The sequence below is a fragment of the Pantoea sp. GbtcB22 genome (assembly GCF_019091025.1).
GTDB lineage: Bacteria > Pseudomonadota > Gammaproteobacteria > Enterobacterales > Enterobacteriaceae > Pantoea > Pantoea leporis.
In genome coordinates, this window is the sequence record NZ_JAGXKB010000002.1 from 701,048 (window position 1) to 718,195 (window position 17,148).

Genomic DNA, 17,148 nt, shown 5'->3' on the forward strand with positions numbered 1-17,148 from the left:
GGTGCTCATGAGCCAACTGCTAATTCAATACTGCGCCGCGATCCTGACCGGCGATAAACAGCAACCGCGTAGCAGCGCGCGCGCTATTCGACTGCGCGATGGCCTGATTGTGGAGATGGGCGAACTCGATGCTGTCGCCGATGAAACCGTGATCGACGCCCGCGATTGCGTGGTTTATCCCGGCTGGGTTAATACGCATCATCATCTGTTTCAATCGCTGCTGAAAGGCGAACCCCAAGGTCTGAATCTAAGTCTGGGCGGCTGGCTGGCGGCGACGCCGTATCGCTTTCGTGGTGCCTTCGACGAACAGACATTTCGCATCGCCGCGCGGGTGGGTCTGGTCGAGCTGGTGCGTTCCGGCTGCACCACCATCGCTGACCATCACTATCTTTACTGGCCTGATATGCCGTTTGATGGCGCAGAAATCCTGTTCAATGAAGCCGACAAGCTAGGCGTGCGCTTCGTGCTGTGTCGCGGCGGTGCGACGCAAAGCCGTGGCTTAGAGAGCGACTTGCCCACCGCGCTGCGCCCGGAAAGCTTTGACAGCATGATGGCCGATGTTGATCGTCTGGTGGCGCGCTATCACCAACCGCAGAATAGCGCGATGCGCCGCATCGTGATGGCACCGACCACCACGCTGCACTCCACCACGCCGCAGGAGCTGCGCGAGAGCGCGCGCCTGGCACGTCAGCTCGGTATTCGCCTGCACAGCCATCTGTCGGAAACCGTTGATTACCTTGATGCCGCACGCGCGAAGTTCGGTATGACGCCGCTGCAGTTTTGCGCCGAACACGACTGGATTGGCGATGACGTGTGGTTTGCGCATCTGGTGAAACTGCTGCCGGAAGAGATCGCCATGTTGGGCGCGGCGGGCAGCGGTATCGCGCACTGCCCGCAAAGTAACGCGCGCCTCGGCAGCGGCATTGCCGATTTGGTGGCGATGGAACACGCAGGCGTGAAGATCTCGATTGGCGTCGATGGCGCGGCCTCAAATGAAGCGGCGGATATGCAAAGCGAAGCCCACGCCGCCTGGCAGCTCCAGCGCGCACGCAAAGGCATGCTGGCGCAGCCGCGTTATGCTGGTGGAACCTTTGAAGGCGGTGGCGACGCCGCCCGCATTGAAGATGTGGTGCGCTGGGGCACATCCGGTGGCGCGCAGGTTTTGGGCTTAAACACCGGCCGCCTTGCACCTGGCATGGCCGCCGATATCGCCATCTATCGGCTCGACGATCCGCGCTATTTTGGTTTGCACGATCCCGCCATTGGCCCGGTGGCCAGCGGCGGACGCGCCAGTTTAAAAGCGCTGATTTGTGCCGGAAAACTGCTGGTGCAGGATGATGTGATTACCGGAGTGGATTTGGCGGAACTGGGCCGCGACGCTGCACAAGCGGTAAAAACCTTGCAGCAACGCGCGGCGGTTTAACCGCGTTACGCCGCTGCGTCTTTCTTGCGCAGCGGTGATTCCGGCAGAAACAGCGACAATACAAAGGCCAGCAGCATCACGCCCGCCGCCATTTGAAAGGCTGAATGCACCGCATCGCCAAACACTTGCAAATAGGCTTGCTGGGTATCATGCGGCAAACGGTGCACCGCATCAGGATCGAGCGTACGCGGCAATGCTTTGCCCTGCTCCACCAGCGTGGTCAAACCCGATTTCAGCACCTGGCTAAACACCGCGCCAAACAGCGCCACGCCAATCGAACCGCCAACCGAGCGGAACAACGTGACCGACGAGGTAGCGACACCGATGCGATCGGGCGTTACGGTGTTCTGTACCGCCAGCACCAGCACCTGCATCACCATGCCCATTCCCATCCCCAACACGCAGGCAAACAGGTAGATATGCCACAGCGGCGCATCAATGGTCAGCGTGGTCAGCAGCGCCATGCCGATAGTCGCCAGCAAGGTACCGCCAATCGGGAACAGGCGATATTTGCCGGTACGGCTAATAATGCGTCCGCTGACGATGGAAGTGATCAGCAATCCGCCCATCAGCGGCAGCAGCTGTAAACCGGCTTCGGTCGGCGTCGAGCCCTTCACCACCTGCAGATAGAGCGGTAAAAACGTCACGCTGCCAAACAGCGACATGCCAACGATAAACGCCATCAAACTGGCGAGCGAGAAGCTGCGATTGCGGAACAGTGACAGCGGAATAATCGGTTCCCAGGCGCGGCGCTCCTCATAAATAAAACCGAGCACACCAATTACACCAAACGCCAGAATGCACCACAGCAGCGGATCGGACCATTCACGTAACGTGCCGCCTTCGCTGGTAAACAGCGTGATACCCACCAGCGCCAGGCTGAGAAACACCGCGCCAGGATAGTCAATCTCATGCGGCTTGCGTTTGTTGTCGGTCTTAAACACCGCGTTGATGATCACCAGCGCAAACAAACCTAGCGGCAAATTGATGTAGAAAATCCAGCGCCATGAAGCGTGCTGTACGATAAAACCGCCCAGTAGCGGCCCAATCACCGTTGCCAGACCGAAAACGCCGCCAAACAGGCCCTGATATTTACCGCGCTCTTGCGGGGGAATCACATCGGCGACCGCCGCCATGCTCACCACCATCAAACCACCGCCGCCTAAGCCTTGCAGCGCACGAGTGAAAATCAGCTGCTCCATATTTTGCGCCAGACCGCACAGCGCCGAGCCGATCAGGAATAGAATCACCGAGATCTGCAGCACCGATTTGCGACCAAACAGGTCGCCGAATTTGCCGTACAGCGGCACCACAATCGTCGAAGCCAGCATATAAGCGGTGACGATCCACGACAGGCGATCGAGCCCACCCAGTTCGCCGACGATAGTCGGCAACGCGGTGGAGACGATGGTTTGATCCAGCGCCGCCAGCAGCATCACCAGTAATAAAGCGCTCATCAGTAAGCGAACAGAAGGAGGATTCTCCTGCCCGCTGCCCGACTGCGGCGCGAGTGTTTGGGGTTTCATAACAGACACCAATTGAAATTAATTAAATACACAATTAATATTGCCTGCAGTCTGTCATGAATCAAGTGAGCGAGTAAAGATGACCGCACGAAAAGTCCCTGCTGACGATATGGCTAACGCAGTCAAACCCCGCCGTCCCGGCCGTCCGCGCGGCGGCGCGATCAACGTGCAGCAGCGCGAACATCTGCTCGACATCACCTTAGCGCTGTATGCCGAAAAAGGCATCGGCGAAACCTCGCTCAACGCGATTGCGCGCAAAGCGGGCGTGAGTCCAGCGATGCTGAATTACTATTTTCAGTCGCGCGAATCGCTGCTGGATATTGTGGTTGAGGAGCGTTTTTTGCCGTTACGCCAGCGCCTGGTGGCGCACTTTATGGATGACCCGCGCGATCCTGTCACCACCTTCAGCGCCTTTATCCGTGAAGTGGCGGACATCGTCACCACACACAACTGGTTCGCGCCGCTGTGGATGCAGGAAGTGATGCAAGGTGAAGGCGGTTTAGGTCAGCACATCAAAAAGCGCTTTGGTCACGGTGAACGTGATGAAGTGAAAAAACTGATTGAAGGCTGGCAGCAGCAAGGATTACTCAACCCCCATCTGGAGCCACAACTGCTGATGACTTCGATTCTCAGCCTGGTGCTGGTGCCCTTTACCCGCTTTGCCAGCGATCCCGCGTACTCGCGTGAAATCATTGTCCAGCACACGTTGAGTTTGTTTTGTCAGGGGATCCAGCCAACTTCGTAGGGTTGCTTATCATGGCGTAATACCGCTCACTTAAACAATAAATTGCCTATGTATGCAGGTGCGCATGAATGCGCACCCTACGAAACTTTGTCAAACCACTGTAGAGTCGCCATTCATGGCGACCTGGAGTTAAGCAAATTTATTCCATTAAAGGGATAAATTATGAGAATGGTGCCCGGAAAAGAAAACCCGATTCGCCTGTCGATTCACGCAGTAGCTGTCCCCAATCACTCGGTGGATGTCCGGCATCCAACATCCTCTTAAATGTTTTGTATGCATCGTTCTTACTTTCGTAAGCGCGTAATGTGCCAAAATCATTCACCCAGCCAAGAATGATGGTTTTACTCTGTTCGCTACAGCGGAAAAACAATCGAAACTGCTGCAAAAATTTCGCGCGATACCAATATCGATTTTCATCCCCTAAAGTTCCCCCTTGTCGAAACTGGGGATTCAGCGGATCTCGCGCAATAACTTCTGTAACGACCTTATAAATTGCTGCCAGTAATTTCGTCTGTTTCTTTTTATGGTATTCATGCGGTTTTTCAACTTTAAGCTGCAACACTTCCTGCGCTAAAGACGTTACCTGAGCAGTAAAACAAGCGTGGAAATAAAATTTCCATCCGTTGATTTCCATGTAATCCACACCCTTTCTCCCGCAGTTTAGTCATCCGTGAGCGGAGCATCTAAATCAACATCAATTCCAGCGACCAAATTTTCCAGACCTGACCAAAATTCGACAGGAACTGAGTGAATATGCTGCGGGTTATTCACCATATCTCGTTCGAGAAAAGTCAGAAAATGCAGTACAGCGGGATCATCCTGCTCATCATTTTGCTTAGAAATGATGACTTTACCGCCCGATAACAGGGAATATTCGATAATTTCACCCGGTTTAAGCTGTAGAGCATCGCGAATTGCCGCTGGAATAGTTGTTTGACTCCGTTCTGTCAGCCTCGACTCTGCACGGAGTGATACATCCACTAGATCAAATTTAAACACTTCTTCCTCCTCAGCCGCTCACAAAGCAACATCGCTTATAAAGCCGCCTATCCGCCAAGATGACCCACAGTAATGCATTTGCATTGTGCAATGCAAATGCATTACTGCACCTTTTTAAATTATTATTCCCAGCACCGAAACTTTCCTCCCTGCCCCAGCGAACTGAACTAATGAGACATCCAAATCGGAACTCCCATACATCGCAGGAGCAGAAAATGAAACGCATCAAATCCCTCGTTTGTACCCTGACCATGACCGCAGCGCTGGGTCTTTCCGCCTTTAACGCCGGTGCCGCATTGCCGGTGGGCGCGAAAGCGCCAAACTTCGAACTGCAGGGCGCGTTGGCCGGTAAGCCGTTGACCTTCTCGCTGCAGAAAGCGTTACAGAAAGGTCCGGTGGTGCTCTATTTCTTCCCGGCGGCGTTTAGCGCGGGCTGTACCATTGAAGCGCACGATTTTGCTGAAGCCACAGACAGCTTCAGCAAAATGGGTGCCACGGTAATTGGCGTGACCGCGGGTAATACCGATCAGGTCAGCGATTTCTCTAAACTTGAGTGCCGCGATAAATTCACCGTTGCCGCCGATCCCGGTGCGAAAGTGGCGGCGCAGTATCAAACCACCATGCAGATGAAAGGCAAAACCCTTTCCGATCGCACCTCTTACGTGATTGCGCCCGATGGCGACATTCTGCTGAGTTACACTGACAGAAATCCGGACACACATATCGAGAAAGCGCTTGCCGCCGTTAAGCAGTACGACGCTTCTCACCCGCAAACTCATTAAGTAAAGAGGCCAGCGATGTTAACCGCCATGCTGGCCGCCTTCATCGGCGGCATCATTCTGAACTTAATGCCCTGCGTGTTTCCGGTGATCTCGCTGAAAGCGCTCGGCCTGTTGCGCCATACCGATAACGCCGCCAGCGCGCGTCGCGAAGGCTTGGGCTTTTTACTCGGCGTTGTGGTGACCATGATGGCGCTGGCGGGCATCCTGCTGGCGGCACGCGCCGGTGGTGCGGCGGTTGGCTGGGGTTTCCAGCTGCAATCGCCGCTGGTGATCGCCTTGCTGTCGCTGGTGATCCTCGCCGCCGCGCTCAACTTGCTCGGCGTGTTTGAAGTGGGCTTATCCGTGCAGCGCGTCGGCTCGGTTGATGTTGGTCGCGGTGCCTTTACGCGTTCGGCATTAACCGGTGCGCTGGCAATCGTCGTCGCCACGCCGTGCGCCGCACCCTTTATGGCGAGCGCCATTGGTTATGCGTTGGTGCAGCCGCCTGCCATCGCCTTAGTGATCTTCTTTGCACTGGCCATCGGCTTCGCCGCACCGTTCACGCTAGTTTCACTGTTCCCGGCGCTGGCGAAATTCCTGCCACGTCCTGGCGCATGGATGGATGTGTTGAAACGCGGTCTGGCGTTCCCGATGTTTGGCGCGTATGCCTGGCTGGTGTGGGTGCTGGCGCAGCAAGCGGGAAGCGCGGCGCTGGCCACCTTGCTGGCCGCTTCCGTGGTGGTCGCCTTCGCCGGCTGGTTGTACGGCATGGCGCAACATCGCCACTTTGCCGGTAAAAGTCACAAGGTGCTGTTTGCCGTTACGGCGCTGCTGATTATCGCGGTGATCGCCCCGCTGCCAACGCTGATCAAACCCGGTGCAGGCCTGGCGGGCGATCAGTTGACGGTGGAAGTGACCAAAGCCAAATGGACGCCGCAGGCGGTTGAAGCGCAGCGCGGTCACGGAAAAGCGATCTTTGTCGATTTCACCGCATCCTGGTGCATCACCTGTCAGGTGAATGAAAAAACCTCGCTCTCAACCCAGGTGGTTAAAGAGGCCATCGCTAAAACCGGCACGCTGTACATGGTGGCAGATTCCACTAAATTTAACCCGGACGTGGATGACACCATGAGTGAGTTTGGTCAGGGCGGATTACCGATGTATCTGGTCTATCCTGCCGACGGCGGACCGCCCAAAGTGCTGCCGCAGGTGCTGACACCGAGTATTGTGGTGAACGCACTGAATCAGGCGAGCAAGAAGGCGTAAGAACAACAAGGCGGATTATGCAAACAAGCGATAGCGCGCGCGAAGGTTGGCCCGCGCTAATGGAACAGGCGCAGGCGGGCGATCAGCTCGCCTATACCCGACTGCTGAAAGCGCTGGTGCCGGTGATTCGTTCGCAAACACGCAAACAGATCGCCGATGATGCACTGGTAGAAGATGTGATTCAGGATGTGCTGCTAACGGTGCATCGGGTGCGTCACACCTATGATCCTGCCTACCCTTTTTTACCTTGGCTGATGGCGATTATCTCGGCGCGCGCGATTGATGCGCTGCGGCGACGTGGCCGCCATCAGCAGTGGGAAGTTAACAACGCTATCGTGCCGGAAGCCGCCAGTGCGCCAGACGCACCGCAGCAGGACTCGCAGGAAGAGCTGGCCGGATATCTGCGTCAGCTCCCTTCGCGTCAGCGCGAAATTGTCGAACATGTGCATCTGCGCGAAATGAGCCTGACGGAAGCGGCCGCGCATAACAATCTGAGTGTGGCCGCGGTGAAATCGCTGCTGCACCGCGCGCTGACCAATCTGCGCCGCTTTGGAGCCAATCATGACCGATCATGACCTGTTAATTGAAAAACTCGGGCGCGAGATGCGACCGGTTAAACCGCTGCGATCCACTAGCTGGCGCGTTATCACCTGGCTACTGCTGGCATTGCCCTGCGGCATTGCCGCCAGCTTCCTGGTGCAGCGCAGTGTCACCGACTGGGCGCAGCCGGGCGCACTGCAGGCCATACTGCAGCTGGTGCTGGCCTTTGTACTCGGCACGCTGGCAATTCGTAGCGCTTTCAACATGAGCATCGCCGGACGCCGCAGTATCAGCTGGAAAGCGCTACTGCCGATTGGCCTGCTGTGGCTCGGCATGAGCATCAGCCAGATTCCCGGTGAAGTGCCAATCGAACATGACAATGACAGCGCGCGCTGCTTTACCTTTCTGCTGGTGGTCAGCACACCGATGATGGTGCTGATGATCGCCAGCCTACGCCGCACCCGCGCATTGCATCCGGTGCGCAGCCTGGCGATGGCCGGTTTGGGCGTCTCCTGCATGGCGGTCACGCTGCTGGCATTTTGCCATCCGGTGCATCTGCATCCGCTGGATTTTGTCATGCATCTGGCGGCGATAGCGACGATTGTGGCGATGACGGTGCTGGTGGGGAAACGTTGGGTGACGTTGAAGTGAGTCGAGTGAAAGAGTGCAATGGTTAAGTTAATTCTTTGGTGTGATATTTCCGCGCAAAAGATTAAAAATCGGCTCACTCACATTGTAAATACGCTATTTCTAAACTATAGAATAATAGCAATATAATTACATTCCCATCAATTACCTCATCCAAGGATACGTATGAAAAAGTTACTTTTCGTATTATTAGCAAGCTCGGTATCTTTCAGCTCACTCGCCGCAGACCTGATGAGCAAAGTTGAGTTTGAAAAGGTAAAAGATCAGTATGTAGAGGTAGGGAACATTTCCACCTCAGGTGAAACGGATCCCGCCAGCGCCAGAGAGGAACTATCTAAATTGGCTGAAGAAAAAGGCGGCGATATCTTTGTCGTAACCTCCGCGAATACCAATAACAAAATACATGGTACCGCCATCGTTTATAAGAAAAAGTAAGTCTCCATTTTGCCTCAGTATAAGCTTAAAAAACTAGATTATACTGGGGCATTATTTTCAATAAATTAAATTGCCGATCCGGTTGCCTGACAATAAAGCGGATAGTGAGTCGCGATATTTTAATTATGCAAAAGCGGCCCCTATGAGCCGCCCTTTTTAATCAAAATTTACTGCGGAATCACTTTCTCCGCTTTAAGTCGATCAAATAACTGCGTAAATGAATCCAGCGTTGAACGATAACCGGTAAAGCCCGCTTTGCGGCTCTTGCTCATATCGGTGAACGCTTCCATTGGGCGTCCCAAATCCGCGTCGGTATGCCACCAGGATGCCAGTTTAGTGATGTCCGCTTCACGCAATTGATAACGTGCCGCCACCTCGCGCCACGTTTCAGCCGCATCCTGCATGCGTCCTTCCAGTGGCATCATCTGCGCCGGATACTCCGCCGCTTCCACGCCAAAGTAAGCCGCCAGACGTGGCCACAACCAGTTCCAGCGGAACACATCGCCGTTCACCGCGTTGAAATCCTGATTGGCCCCTTCTGCCGCAGTTGCGGCCCACAGCAGCTGTTCCGCCAGCAAACCCGCATCGGTTACGTCGGACACACCGTTCCACTGCTCTGGCGAACCCGGGAAGATAAACGGCAAACCTTGCTCGCGGCACAGCGTGGCATACACCGCCAGCGTCTGTCCCATATTCATCGCGTTACCCAGCGCAAAGCCCACAATCGAGTGTGGACGATGTACGCTCCAGCGATAGCCATATTTCTCCGCACCGGCAAACACCTCGTCTTCCTGCGCGTAATAGAAGTTATCGACCGGCTGGCGGCCCTGCTCTTCGCGGAATGGCGTCACCGGCACTGCGCCTTTACCGTAGGCTTCGAACGGGCCGAGGTAATGCTTCAGGCCGGTCACCAGCGCCACATGCGATCCCTTCAGACGCTCGCCCAGCGCGTCAATGACGTTACGCACCATGCCGCCATTGACGCGGATGTTCTCTTTCTCATTTTCCTGGCGCGACCAGACGCTAAAGAACAGCGCATCCGGCTGCTCTTCTGCTAGCGCAGCACGCACCGCATCACCATCCGTTAGATCGGCGGTCAGGCTGCGGCAACCTTCAGGCACTGCGCCACGTCCGCGCGATAAACCGCTGACCTGCCAACCTTCGCGCTGCAATTTTTCCGCCAGCGCACGTCCAATCACACCGCTAATGCCTACAATCAATGCCTGCTTTTGCATTTCAATTCTCCTTGGTTTCAGTAATGATAAGTTTAATAGAGAATTTAATTCCTATCATTGGCATTAATTCACGGCATTCACAACCTGAGTTCACGAATCCATGCACGATCAGCGCCTGAAAGATATCGTTCCTTTTGTTGCCAGCGTCGAGGGCGGCAGCTTTGCCGCTGCCGCTGAGCGCCTGCATCTCACGGGTTCGGCGGTGAGCAAAAGCGTGACGCGGCTGGAAACCCGCCTGGGTTCGCGCCTGCTGGAGCGCACCACCCGCAGCCTGAAACTCACCGACGCCGGAAACGCCTATTACCAAACCTGTTTACGCATTATGGAGGAGCTGGCAGAAGCCGAAGCGGTGCTGGCGGCGCAGCGCACCATTCCTTCCGGCCGCTTGCGTTTAGCGGTGCCGAACACCTATGGACGCCTCGGCGTGATGCCGCTGCTGATTCCGTTTTGCCACCAGCATCCGGATGTAGAGCTCAATCTGACTTTTTCCGATCGCTTTATCGATCTGTTTGATGAAGGGATTGATGTTGCGGTGCGCATTGGTGGATCGCCGGATCTGCCCGCCTCGCTGGGCTGTCGCCAGATGGGCCGCGAACGCATGGTGTTTTGCGCATCACCCGATTATCTGGCGCGCGTGGGTCGGCCCAGCAGCGAAGCCGAATTGTTGCAGCATCAGGCGATCATGTATGAACGCGTCGATGGCAGCACCAAGCCGTGGCTGTTCACCACGGAAGATGGCTATCCGCACTGGCGTAACCTGCCGCACCGCATGGCGCTGGGTGATGTGGATGCGCAGATGCAGGCGCTGTGTGCCGGATTAGGCGTGGCACAGATGCCATCGTGGCTGGTGCGTGAACCGCTGGCGCGCGGCGAGCTGGAGATCATTCTGCCCGAGCAGCAGCCGGATGGTTTGGCCTTAACCCTGATTTGGCCGCGCCGCAAGCAGCTGTTACCCAAAGTGGATGCGTTGCTGGCGGCGTTAGAGGGATTGCAGATCAGATAGAAACATAAGGCCAAAAGCGCGCGATGAATCGCGCCGCTATCCCTCTGCACACCTGGCATAGCGGCGCAATTTATTGCGCTTTTCCTAATATCAACGATGGTTCAACCGGCGCGACAACCTGTCGCCAAAGAACTGCAGCACCGTCACCAATGCCACCAGCACCACAATCACCGTCAGCATCACCTGCATATCAAAACGCTGATAACCATAACGATACGCCAAATCGCCCAAGCCGCCCGCACCAATCGCGCCGGCCATCGCCGAGGCGTTAATCATCGTCACCAGCGTAATGGTAAAGCCGCTCACAATGCCGGGCCGCGCTTCGGGTAGCAGCACATGCCAGATAATATGCCAGCGATGAAAACCCATCGCCTGCGCCGCTTCGGTCAGCCCTTTATCCACTTCGCGCAGGCTCACTTCGGCGATACGCGCAAAGAACGGCGTCGCCGCCAGCGTCAGCGGCACCACCGCCGCCCACACGCCGTAGGTGGTGCCGACGATCCAGCGGGTAAAGGGAATCAGCGCCACCATCAGAATCAAAAACGGGATCGAGCGGAACAGGTTCACCACCCAGCCCAGCACGCGATTCAGCAGCGGGCTGGGAAACAGATCGGCGCGTCCGGTTACCACCAGAATCACCGCCATCGGCAAACCCAGCGCCAGCGCCAGCAGCGACGACACACCCACCATCAGCAGCGTATCCAGCAGCCCAATCCATAAACGATCAATAGCCAGTGACATAGCCCGGTATCTCCAGTTGATCCGCAATCGGGGTTAAAAGCGTCCGCGCGGCGTCAGCGTCATGCTGCGCATCAAGCAGCAGCAACATTTGCCCGGTCGGTTTGCTGTCCACCCACTCCACCGCGCCATACATTAACGTCAGTTCCCCGCCAACCCGTGCGCTTAGCGCCGCCAAATCCGGCTGTGCGCCCTGTCCGGTGTAGCGCAACCGCACCAGCAGACGCGAATCGCCACGCTCGCGCGTCGGCGTCAGCAGCGGTTGAATCACTTCCGGCAGCGCGCTGAACTGCGGATTGAGCAGCTGTCGCGTAGTCTCTTGCTGCGGATTGCTATACACCTGCCACACCGGCCCGCGCTCGATGATTTCGCCCTGATCAATTACCGCCACCTGATGGCAGAGATCGTGCACCACGTCCATTTCATGGGTAATCAGCACAATGGTGATGTGACGCTGTTGATTGATCTTCTTCAGCAGCGCCAGTATCGAGCGCGTGGTTTCCGGATCGAGTGCCGAGGTGGCTTCATCACACAGCAGCAATTCGGGATCGTGCACCAGCGCGCGCGCAATGCCAACGCGCTGCTTCTGCCCGCCGGACAATTGCGCTGGCCACGCGTGCTGGCGCTGCTCAAGACCCACCAGCGCCAGCAGTTCATCCACTTTGCGCCGCCGCTGCGCCGCAGGCACGCCCGCCACTTTCATCGGCAACTCGATGTTTTCGCGCACCGTTTTCGCCGACAGCAAATTGAAGTGCTGGAAAATCATGCCGGTACCGCGTCGCCAATCCACCAGCTGACGATCGCTCAGCGTGCTTAGGTCAATCCCGTCAATCACCACCTGACCGCGAGTAGGCTTTTCCAGCCGATTAAGGCAGCGGATCAGCGTCGATTTACCGGCCCCGCTACGGCCAATGATGCCGAATATCTCGCCGCGCTTAACCTGCAGATCGACCTCTTTCAGCGCATCCTGAGTTTGGCCGGGATAGCGTTTACTCAAGCCACGAATCTGCACGTGGATTTTCCCTGCCGTCTCGGCCGTCGGTGACAGCAACGCATCGCGCTCGCCGGGTAGCGTCAGGCTCACCATGCTTACTGGCTCCAGCCCGGCTGATACAGCTTGCCGTAAAAGTCATCCAGCTTGGCGCGCACCACCGGCGAATGCTGGTAGATATCAACGAACTTCGCCAGGCGCGGATCGTTCTGATGACCGTCGCGGATCACGAACTGAATTACGTATTCCGGATGTTCCAGGCCATCGAACAGCAGCGCGTTGTTCGGATCGATGGTCTTCGACAGGCGCAGATAGTGCGGATAACCCTGCGCTAAATCGACTTCATCCAGCGAACGCGACAGCTGCACCGCTTCCACTTCGATAATCTTCAGATGCTTTGGATTACTGACAATGTCATCCACGGTAGATTTGAGGCCCGCGCCCGGTTTTAAGCTAATCAGCCTGGCTTTTTGCAGCAGCAGCAGGCCGCGCGCGCCGTTAATCGGATCGTTGGCAATCGCCACCGTGCCGCCATCGGGAATCTGGTCAATCGCGGTATGTTTCTTCGAATAGAGCCCGATGTTATTGATGATCGCCGGCGCGTACGGCACCAGATGGAATCCGCCCTGCTGATTGGCGTTTTCCAGGAACGGTTTGTGCTGGAACAGGTTCACATCGATATCGCCATTTTCCACGCTTACGTTCGGCGCGGTCCAGTCGGTGAACTCCACCAGCTCAACGTTCAAACCCTGTTTTTTCGCCTCAGCCACCGCGGTTTCCAGCGGCGGCGCAAAGGCTGCTGTAGTACCGACTTTCAGCGGCCCGCTGTAGTTTTCGGCGGCGACGGCGCTAAACGCCAGCAGTGCGACGCCGGCAGCCAGCGCAAAATGACGTGCAATGTTCATATCAGATCCCTGAGGTTAAATTAACGAAGGTTAACGCCGTCGCGCCAGCGCGCCGCCGGATGGCGATCGGGCAAGCGGTCCTGCTGTTGAAAAATTTTCTGCCGCAATGAACCGGGCTGATACGCGGTCTTGAAGCGGCCGCGTTGCTGTAATTCCGGCACCACCAGATCGATAAAATCGCGGTAGCTCTGCGGATTAAGGATGCGCGTCAGGTTAAAGCCGTCGATATCGCCTTCATCGATCCACTTAATCAGCGCATCCGCGACCTGGCTCGGATTGCCGACGATCAGCGGATAGCGGCTGCCCATCGCGTGCTGCTCCAGCAAACGACGCCGCGTCCAGCCGCTGAAGGCTTTGCTCACCGATTCTATGGCGCGCGTGTCGCCGGTCTGAATCGGCTCATCGAGTCCGAACGCCGCCAGATCGAGGCCAATCGAGCTGGAGAAGTGCGCGATGCCGGCTTCCGGGCTGGCGTAGGCGAGGTAGCTTTGATGCTTCTCCTGCGCTTCACGTTCGGTAGGCGCGACAATCACGCTGACGCCCATGAAGATGCGCAGATCGTCAGGATGGCGTCCGGCCTCCACCGCCGCCTGGCGCAAGCGCGTCGATTGCTCGCGCATCGCTGCCGGTGACGCGGCATTCACAAAGCTGCACTCGGCGTGACGTCCGGCAAACTGAACGCCGCGCGCCGAGGAACCGGCCTGGAACAGCAGCGGCGTGCGCTGCGGCGACGGGCTGCTCAGGTGATAACCCTGCACCTGATAGAACTCGCCCTGGTGATTGATTTGGTGAATTTTATTGGCATCGGCGTAGCGACGATTGGCTTTATCCTGCACCAGCGCATCATCCTGCCAGCTGCCTTCCCATAACTTGTAGGTGACATCGAGAAACTCATCGGCCTGATCGTAGCGGCGATCGTGCGCCAGCAGCTGTTGCTGGCCCATGGCACGTGCGGCGCTATCGAGATAACCGGTGACGATGTTCCAGCCGATGCGCCCTTTGGTCAGGTGATCGAGCGTGGAAAGGCGGCGCGCGAACGGGTACGGCGCTTCATAACTCAGGTTGGCGGTGACGCCAAAACCCAGATGCTGCGTAACGCTGGCCATGCCGGAAATCAGCATCAGCGGATCGTTCACCGGCAGCTGAATCGACTCTTTAGCGGTCAGGCCAATGCTTTGCTGATAGACGTCATATACGCCGAGAATATCAGCGATAAATAGCCCATCAAACAGCCCGCGCTCCAGCAAACGCGCCAGATCCAGCCAGTAATCCAGTGAGTTGAAATCCACCGAACGATCCTGTGGATGCGTCCACATACCGTGATGAATGTGCCCAACGCAGTTCATATTGAAGGCGTTGAGCAGAATCTGTTTGTGGCTCATATCGTCCCCCGACGCGGCGGCAACACGCCATTCAGCAGGTAGTTGCCGATGGCCGGATATTTCCAGCGCACCGGATCGTGCAAGGTGTGGGTACGCGCATTGCGCCAGTGGCGGTCAAAGTTATGCTCGCGCAGGCTGGATCGCGATCCGCCAAGTTCAAACAGCAGGTTGCTGGCCTCCAGCGACACGTCCGTGGTCCAGGCGCGGGCTTTGGCGACTTCTACCGACGCCAGCGCCACGTTTTCGGCGCTGGGATCGCGCTGCGCCACGTCAACCGCATCACCCGCAATCGCCAGCAACGCATCGCCGGCGCTCAAACGTGCGGCCAGACGACCGGTACGATCAAGCGTCAGCGGATCGTCGCTCGCACGGTCGACGCCGCTGTCCGGCCACGGCCGCGCGCGCTGACGCAGGAAATCGAGCATGTCGTCAAACGCCGCCCGCGCGATGCCCTGATCGATAGCCGCATGCATAATCTGCGCAAAGGGCCCAACGGTGCTCGGACGCTCAAACGCCGTCTGGAACGGCACCACATCTTCCGGCGCAATCGCTACGTCGCTGAATTGCACGCTGCCGCTGCCGGTGGTGCGCTGACCGAAGCCGCTCCAGTCATCAATCACGTTGACACCGTGCTGATGACGCGGCACAAACACCAGCTGCTCTTTGCCATCATCAGCAATCGCCAGCGTCGGAATACGGTCGGCATACAGCGCGCCGGTGCAGTAAAACTTGTTGCCGTTGAGGCGCAATCCTTCCGCCTGCTGCGAAACCGCCGTAGAACGCTGATGCGCGGCGGGCGAACTGAATTCCGCCAGCGCGTTGCCGTGATGCACGCCTGCCAGCACTTCGGCGTAGAGCCGCTGTTTCTGCGCCTCGCTGCCGTTGATGCGCAACACTTCCAGCGCGTAAAAATGGTTCTGCGGCACCTGACCAATCGAACCGTCGGCGGCGCTCAAAAGCACGAAAATCGCGGCCAGTTCGGCGGTAGAAATCTCAATGCCGCCAAAGTCACGCGGTACGGTGATGGCGCCGAGCCCGGATTGAAACAGCTGCTGTAACTCGGTGTGCGGCAGTCCACGTTCGCGGTCGCGCTGGGCAGAACCGGCACGAAAACGTTCCGCCAGCTCCTGCGCGACCTGCAACGCCTGCTGGGCATTCTCAATACGCGTCGCGCGCTGTTTAGGCGATACCTGCGTCATGGTTACTCCTTAAATCCACGCATGACGCGCAGGCAGCGCATCATTGAGGTAATAGTTGCCGATGGCATGAGTTTTCCAGCGCACCGGATCGTGCAGCGTGTGGGTGCGCGCATTGCGCCAGTGACGATCGAGACCGTGGCGCAGCAAGGTGCCGCGACTGCCGCCCCATTCCAGCAGTTTCTCGCTGGCCCGCAGCGCCACTTCGGTGGTCAGCACTTTGGCTTCCGCTACCGCAATCGATGCGCGTGCGCAGTTTTCGGCGGTCAGCGCCTGTTGATCGATGCTATCGAGTATCCGGGCAGCACGCGTCAGCAGCGCGTTGGCGGCACTCAGTTCGGTGCTGATGCGGCCCACATCGGCGAGGATGTACGGATCGTCGGCATTGCGGCTGACATTGGCATCCACCCAAGGTCGCGAGCTGCTGCGCACAAACTCCAGCGCCTCATCCAGCGCACCTTGCGCAATGCCCGCATCAATCGCCGCCTGAATCAGCTGGGAAACTGCGCCGCGCAGCGTCGGCTTTTCAGCGGGAGGCAACGACATCAATAACGCGGGATCAACCACAACCTGATGCAACTTCACCGTACCGCTAGCGGTAGTGCGCTGGCCAATACCGGACCAGTCATCCACAATTTCCACGCCCGGCGTCGGCAGCGGAATAAAGGCCATTTTCGGCTGCTGATCGTGCATCGCCGTGGTGACAAGAATGTCGGCGAACAGCGCGCCGGTAGAGTAGAACTTCTCGCCGGTGAGTTGCACGCCCTGTGACGTTGTCACTAGCTGCGCCTGTACGTCTCGCGTATGTTTGGTGTGTTTCTCCGGTCCGCCGTTACCCATACGTTTGCCCTGCACCACCGCGCTCAGCAGCCGCTGCTGTTGCGCGGCAGAACCTTCGCCAAGGATGAACTGGATCAGACCAAAGTGGTTTTGCGGGATTTGCCCCAGCGACGGATCGCTGGCGGAGATCAAACGAAACACTTCGGCCATGGTTTGGTACGACAAACCTGCGCCACCCAATTCGCGCGGCACACTGATGCTGCCAAGTCCTAATGCGGTGAACTGGTTGAGCAGCGCGATGGGGTAAATGCGCTGCTGGTCGCGCTCGACTGCGCCACTTTTCGCCTGCCCGGCCAGATGGCGTGCGGCGGCGATGGCTTCTTCATCGCTGTTTAATACCGCTGCGCGGTTAATAATCTCGTCACTGTTTTGCGTCATAGCTGATTTCACTTTTACTGCACAGCGAAGTGTAAGCCTGCACTGAAAAAATCAGCAGGCCGTGGAATGAATAATGGATTGAAAGCGATGATAATCAGCGGGGTTAAAGCAAGTAAATAGCGCGGTTATGCTATATC

The 17,148-nt window shown here is 57.2% G+C and carries 18 protein-coding genes; 8 read left to right on the top strand and 10 right to left on the bottom strand.

What is annotated here, in order from left to right:
* The first annotated feature begins 7 nt into the window (after window positions 1-7).
* Window positions 8-1,423 (top strand): amidohydrolase family protein, encoded by a 1,416-nt coding sequence (locus KVT28_RS11080; RefSeq protein WP_217548403.1) that lies wholly within the window; start codon window positions 8-10, stop codon window positions 1,421-1,423.
* A 5-nt stretch (window positions 1,424-1,428) separates the two neighbouring features.
* Here KVT28_RS11080 and KVT28_RS11085 read toward each other — a convergent pair whose 3' ends face one another.
* Window positions 1,429-2,949, bottom strand: coding sequence for an MDR family MFS transporter (locus tag KVT28_RS11085; protein WP_217548405.1), 1,521 nt, complete (start codon window positions 2,947-2,949; stop codon window positions 1,429-1,431).
* A gap of 79 nt (window positions 2,950-3,028) precedes the next feature.
* Here KVT28_RS11085 and KVT28_RS11090 point away from each other — a divergent pair, with 79 nt between their 5' ends.
* Entirely contained in the window at window positions 3,029-3,694 is a 666-nt protein-coding gene (locus KVT28_RS11090; RefSeq protein WP_217548407.1) for a TetR/AcrR family transcriptional regulator, read from the top strand.
* 160 nt (window positions 3,695-3,854) lie between these two features.
* Here KVT28_RS11090 and KVT28_RS11095 read toward each other — a convergent pair whose 3' ends face one another.
* Complete coding sequence (locus tag KVT28_RS11095; RefSeq protein ID WP_206098199.1) at window positions 3,855-4,337, bottom strand: type II toxin-antitoxin system YhaV family toxin; 483 nt, start codon at window positions 4,335-4,337, stop codon at window positions 3,855-3,857.
* A gap of 17 nt (window positions 4,338-4,354) precedes the next feature.
* Window positions 4,355-4,693: a type II toxin-antitoxin system PrlF family antitoxin gene (locus KVT28_RS11100; RefSeq protein WP_101761693.1), complete on the bottom strand. Its 339-nt coding sequence runs from the start codon at window positions 4,691-4,693 to the stop codon at window positions 4,355-4,357.
* 215 nt (window positions 4,694-4,908) lie between these two features.
* Between KVT28_RS11100 and KVT28_RS11105 the strand changes: the two genes are divergently transcribed.
* From KVT28_RS11105 to yahO, 5 genes are all read left to right on the top strand, one after another.
* A complete protein-coding gene (locus tag KVT28_RS11105) occupies window positions 4,909-5,475 on the top strand; it encodes a peroxiredoxin (protein WP_101761694.1) in 567 nt (188 codons plus the stop codon).
* A gap of 15 nt (window positions 5,476-5,490) precedes the next feature.
* Entirely contained in the window at window positions 5,491-6,720 is a 1,230-nt protein-coding gene (locus KVT28_RS11110; protein WP_217548409.1) for a protein-disulfide reductase DsbD, read from the top strand.
* A 17-nt stretch (window positions 6,721-6,737) separates the two neighbouring features.
* Window positions 6,738-7,295 carry a sigma-70 family RNA polymerase sigma factor gene (locus KVT28_RS11115; protein WP_192234665.1) on the top strand — a complete coding sequence of 186 codons (558 nt, stop codon included), beginning with the start codon at window positions 6,738-6,740 and terminating at the stop codon, window positions 7,293-7,295.
* Entirely contained in the window at window positions 7,282-7,911 is a 630-nt protein-coding gene (locus tag KVT28_RS11120) for an NrsF family protein (protein ID WP_210080419.1), read from the top strand. The genes KVT28_RS11115 and KVT28_RS11120 overlap by 14 nt, the downstream gene beginning before the upstream one ends.
* Before the next feature lie 162 nt (window positions 7,912-8,073).
* Window positions 8,074-8,343 (top strand): DUF1471 family periplasmic protein YahO, encoded by a 270-nt coding sequence (gene yahO, locus KVT28_RS11125; RefSeq protein WP_217548411.1) that lies wholly within the window; start codon window positions 8,074-8,076, stop codon window positions 8,341-8,343.
* Between the two features lie 167 nt (window positions 8,344-8,510).
* On the opposite strand, the gene KVT28_RS11130 is transcribed toward yahO, so the two are convergent.
* Window positions 8,511-9,578, bottom strand: coding sequence for an SDR family oxidoreductase (locus tag KVT28_RS11130; RefSeq protein WP_217548414.1), 1,068 nt, complete (start codon window positions 9,576-9,578; stop codon window positions 8,511-8,513).
* A gap of 100 nt (window positions 9,579-9,678) precedes the next feature.
* Between KVT28_RS11130 and KVT28_RS11135 the strand changes: the two genes are divergently transcribed.
* The gene (locus KVT28_RS11135; protein ID WP_217548416.1) at window positions 9,679-10,581 is read left to right on the top strand and encodes a LysR family transcriptional regulator; all 903 of its coding nucleotides are present in this window, start codon (window positions 9,679-9,681) and stop codon (window positions 10,579-10,581) included.
* A 90-nt stretch (window positions 10,582-10,671) separates the two neighbouring features.
* Here the strand turns inward: KVT28_RS11135 and KVT28_RS11140 are convergent, their stop codons facing one another.
* Genes KVT28_RS11140 through KVT28_RS11165 form a run of 6 tightly spaced genes read right to left on the bottom strand, consistent with a single transcriptional unit; the run spans window position 10,672 to window position 17,011 of the window.
* The gene (locus KVT28_RS11140; RefSeq protein WP_217548418.1) at window positions 10,672-11,322 is read right to left on the bottom strand and encodes a methionine ABC transporter permease; all 651 of its coding nucleotides are present in this window, start codon (window positions 11,320-11,322) and stop codon (window positions 10,672-10,674) included.
* Window positions 11,306-12,406, bottom strand: a complete 1,101-nt coding sequence (locus KVT28_RS11145) for a methionine ABC transporter ATP-binding protein (protein WP_217548420.1) — start codon at window positions 12,404-12,406, stop codon at window positions 11,306-11,308. Before KVT28_RS11145 ends, KVT28_RS11140 begins: the two co-directional genes overlap by 17 nt.
* A gap of 2 nt (window positions 12,407-12,408) precedes the next feature.
* A complete protein-coding gene (locus KVT28_RS11150; protein ID WP_217548423.1) occupies window positions 12,409-13,215 on the bottom strand; it encodes a MetQ/NlpA family ABC transporter substrate-binding protein in 807 nt (268 codons plus the stop codon).
* A 20-nt stretch (window positions 13,216-13,235) separates the two neighbouring features.
* The gene (locus KVT28_RS11155; protein ID WP_217548426.1) at window positions 13,236-14,597 is read right to left on the bottom strand and encodes an LLM class flavin-dependent oxidoreductase; all 1,362 of its coding nucleotides are present in this window, start codon (window positions 14,595-14,597) and stop codon (window positions 13,236-13,238) included.
* Window positions 14,594-15,796, bottom strand: coding sequence for an SfnB family sulfur acquisition oxidoreductase (locus KVT28_RS11160; RefSeq protein WP_217548428.1), 1,203 nt, complete (start codon window positions 15,794-15,796; stop codon window positions 14,594-14,596). The genes KVT28_RS11155 and KVT28_RS11160 overlap by 4 nt, the downstream gene beginning before the upstream one ends.
* Window positions 15,797-15,805: 9 nt before the next feature.
* The gene (locus KVT28_RS11165) at window positions 15,806-17,011 is read right to left on the bottom strand and encodes an SfnB family sulfur acquisition oxidoreductase (RefSeq protein WP_217548430.1); all 1,206 of its coding nucleotides are present in this window, start codon (window positions 17,009-17,011) and stop codon (window positions 15,806-15,808) included.
* Between the last annotated feature and the right edge of the window lie 137 nt (window positions 17,012-17,148).

Coding starts and splice junctions, on each gene's coding strand:
- KVT28_RS11165 (WP_217548430.1), bottom strand. CDS start 17,011: ATGACGCAAAACAGTGACGAGATTATTAACCGCGCAGCGGTATTAAAC.
- KVT28_RS11145 (WP_217548420.1), bottom strand. CDS start 12,406: ATGGTGAGCCTGACGCTACCCGGCGAGCGCGATGCGTTGCTGTCACCG.
- KVT28_RS11130 (WP_217548414.1), bottom strand. CDS start 9,578: ATGCAAAAGCAGGCATTGATTGTAGGCATTAGCGGTGTGATTGGACGT.
- KVT28_RS11155 (WP_217548426.1), bottom strand. CDS start 14,597: ATGAGCCACAAACAGATTCTGCTCAACGCCTTCAATATGAACTGCGTT.
- KVT28_RS11160 (WP_217548428.1), bottom strand. CDS start 15,796: ATGACGCAGGTATCGCCTAAACAGCGCGCGACGCGTATTGAGAATGCC.
- KVT28_RS11150 (WP_217548423.1), bottom strand. CDS start 13,215: ATGAACATTGCACGTCATTTTGCGCTGGCTGCCGGCGTCGCACTGCTG.
- yahO (WP_217548411.1), top strand. CDS start 8,074: ATGAAAAAGTTACTTTTCGTATTATTAGCAAGCTCGGTATCTTTCAGC.
- KVT28_RS11080 (WP_217548403.1), top strand. CDS start 8: ATGAGCCAACTGCTAATTCAATACTGCGCCGCGATCCTGACCGGCGAT.
- KVT28_RS11090 (WP_217548407.1), top strand. CDS start 3,029: ATGACCGCACGAAAAGTCCCTGCTGACGATATGGCTAACGCAGTCAAA.
- KVT28_RS11105 (WP_101761694.1), top strand. CDS start 4,909: ATGAAACGCATCAAATCCCTCGTTTGTACCCTGACCATGACCGCAGCG.
- KVT28_RS11120 (WP_210080419.1), top strand. CDS start 7,282: ATGACCGATCATGACCTGTTAATTGAAAAACTCGGGCGCGAGATGCGA.
- KVT28_RS11115 (WP_192234665.1), top strand. CDS start 6,738: ATGCAAACAAGCGATAGCGCGCGCGAAGGTTGGCCCGCGCTAATGGAA.
- KVT28_RS11140 (WP_217548418.1), bottom strand. CDS start 11,322: ATGTCACTGGCTATTGATCGTTTATGGATTGGGCTGCTGGATACGCTG.
- KVT28_RS11110 (WP_217548409.1), top strand. CDS start 5,491: ATGTTAACCGCCATGCTGGCCGCCTTCATCGGCGGCATCATTCTGAAC.
- KVT28_RS11085 (WP_217548405.1), bottom strand. CDS start 2,949: ATGAAACCCCAAACACTCGCGCCGCAGTCGGGCAGCGGGCAGGAGAAT.
- KVT28_RS11135 (WP_217548416.1), top strand. CDS start 9,679: ATGCACGATCAGCGCCTGAAAGATATCGTTCCTTTTGTTGCCAGCGTC.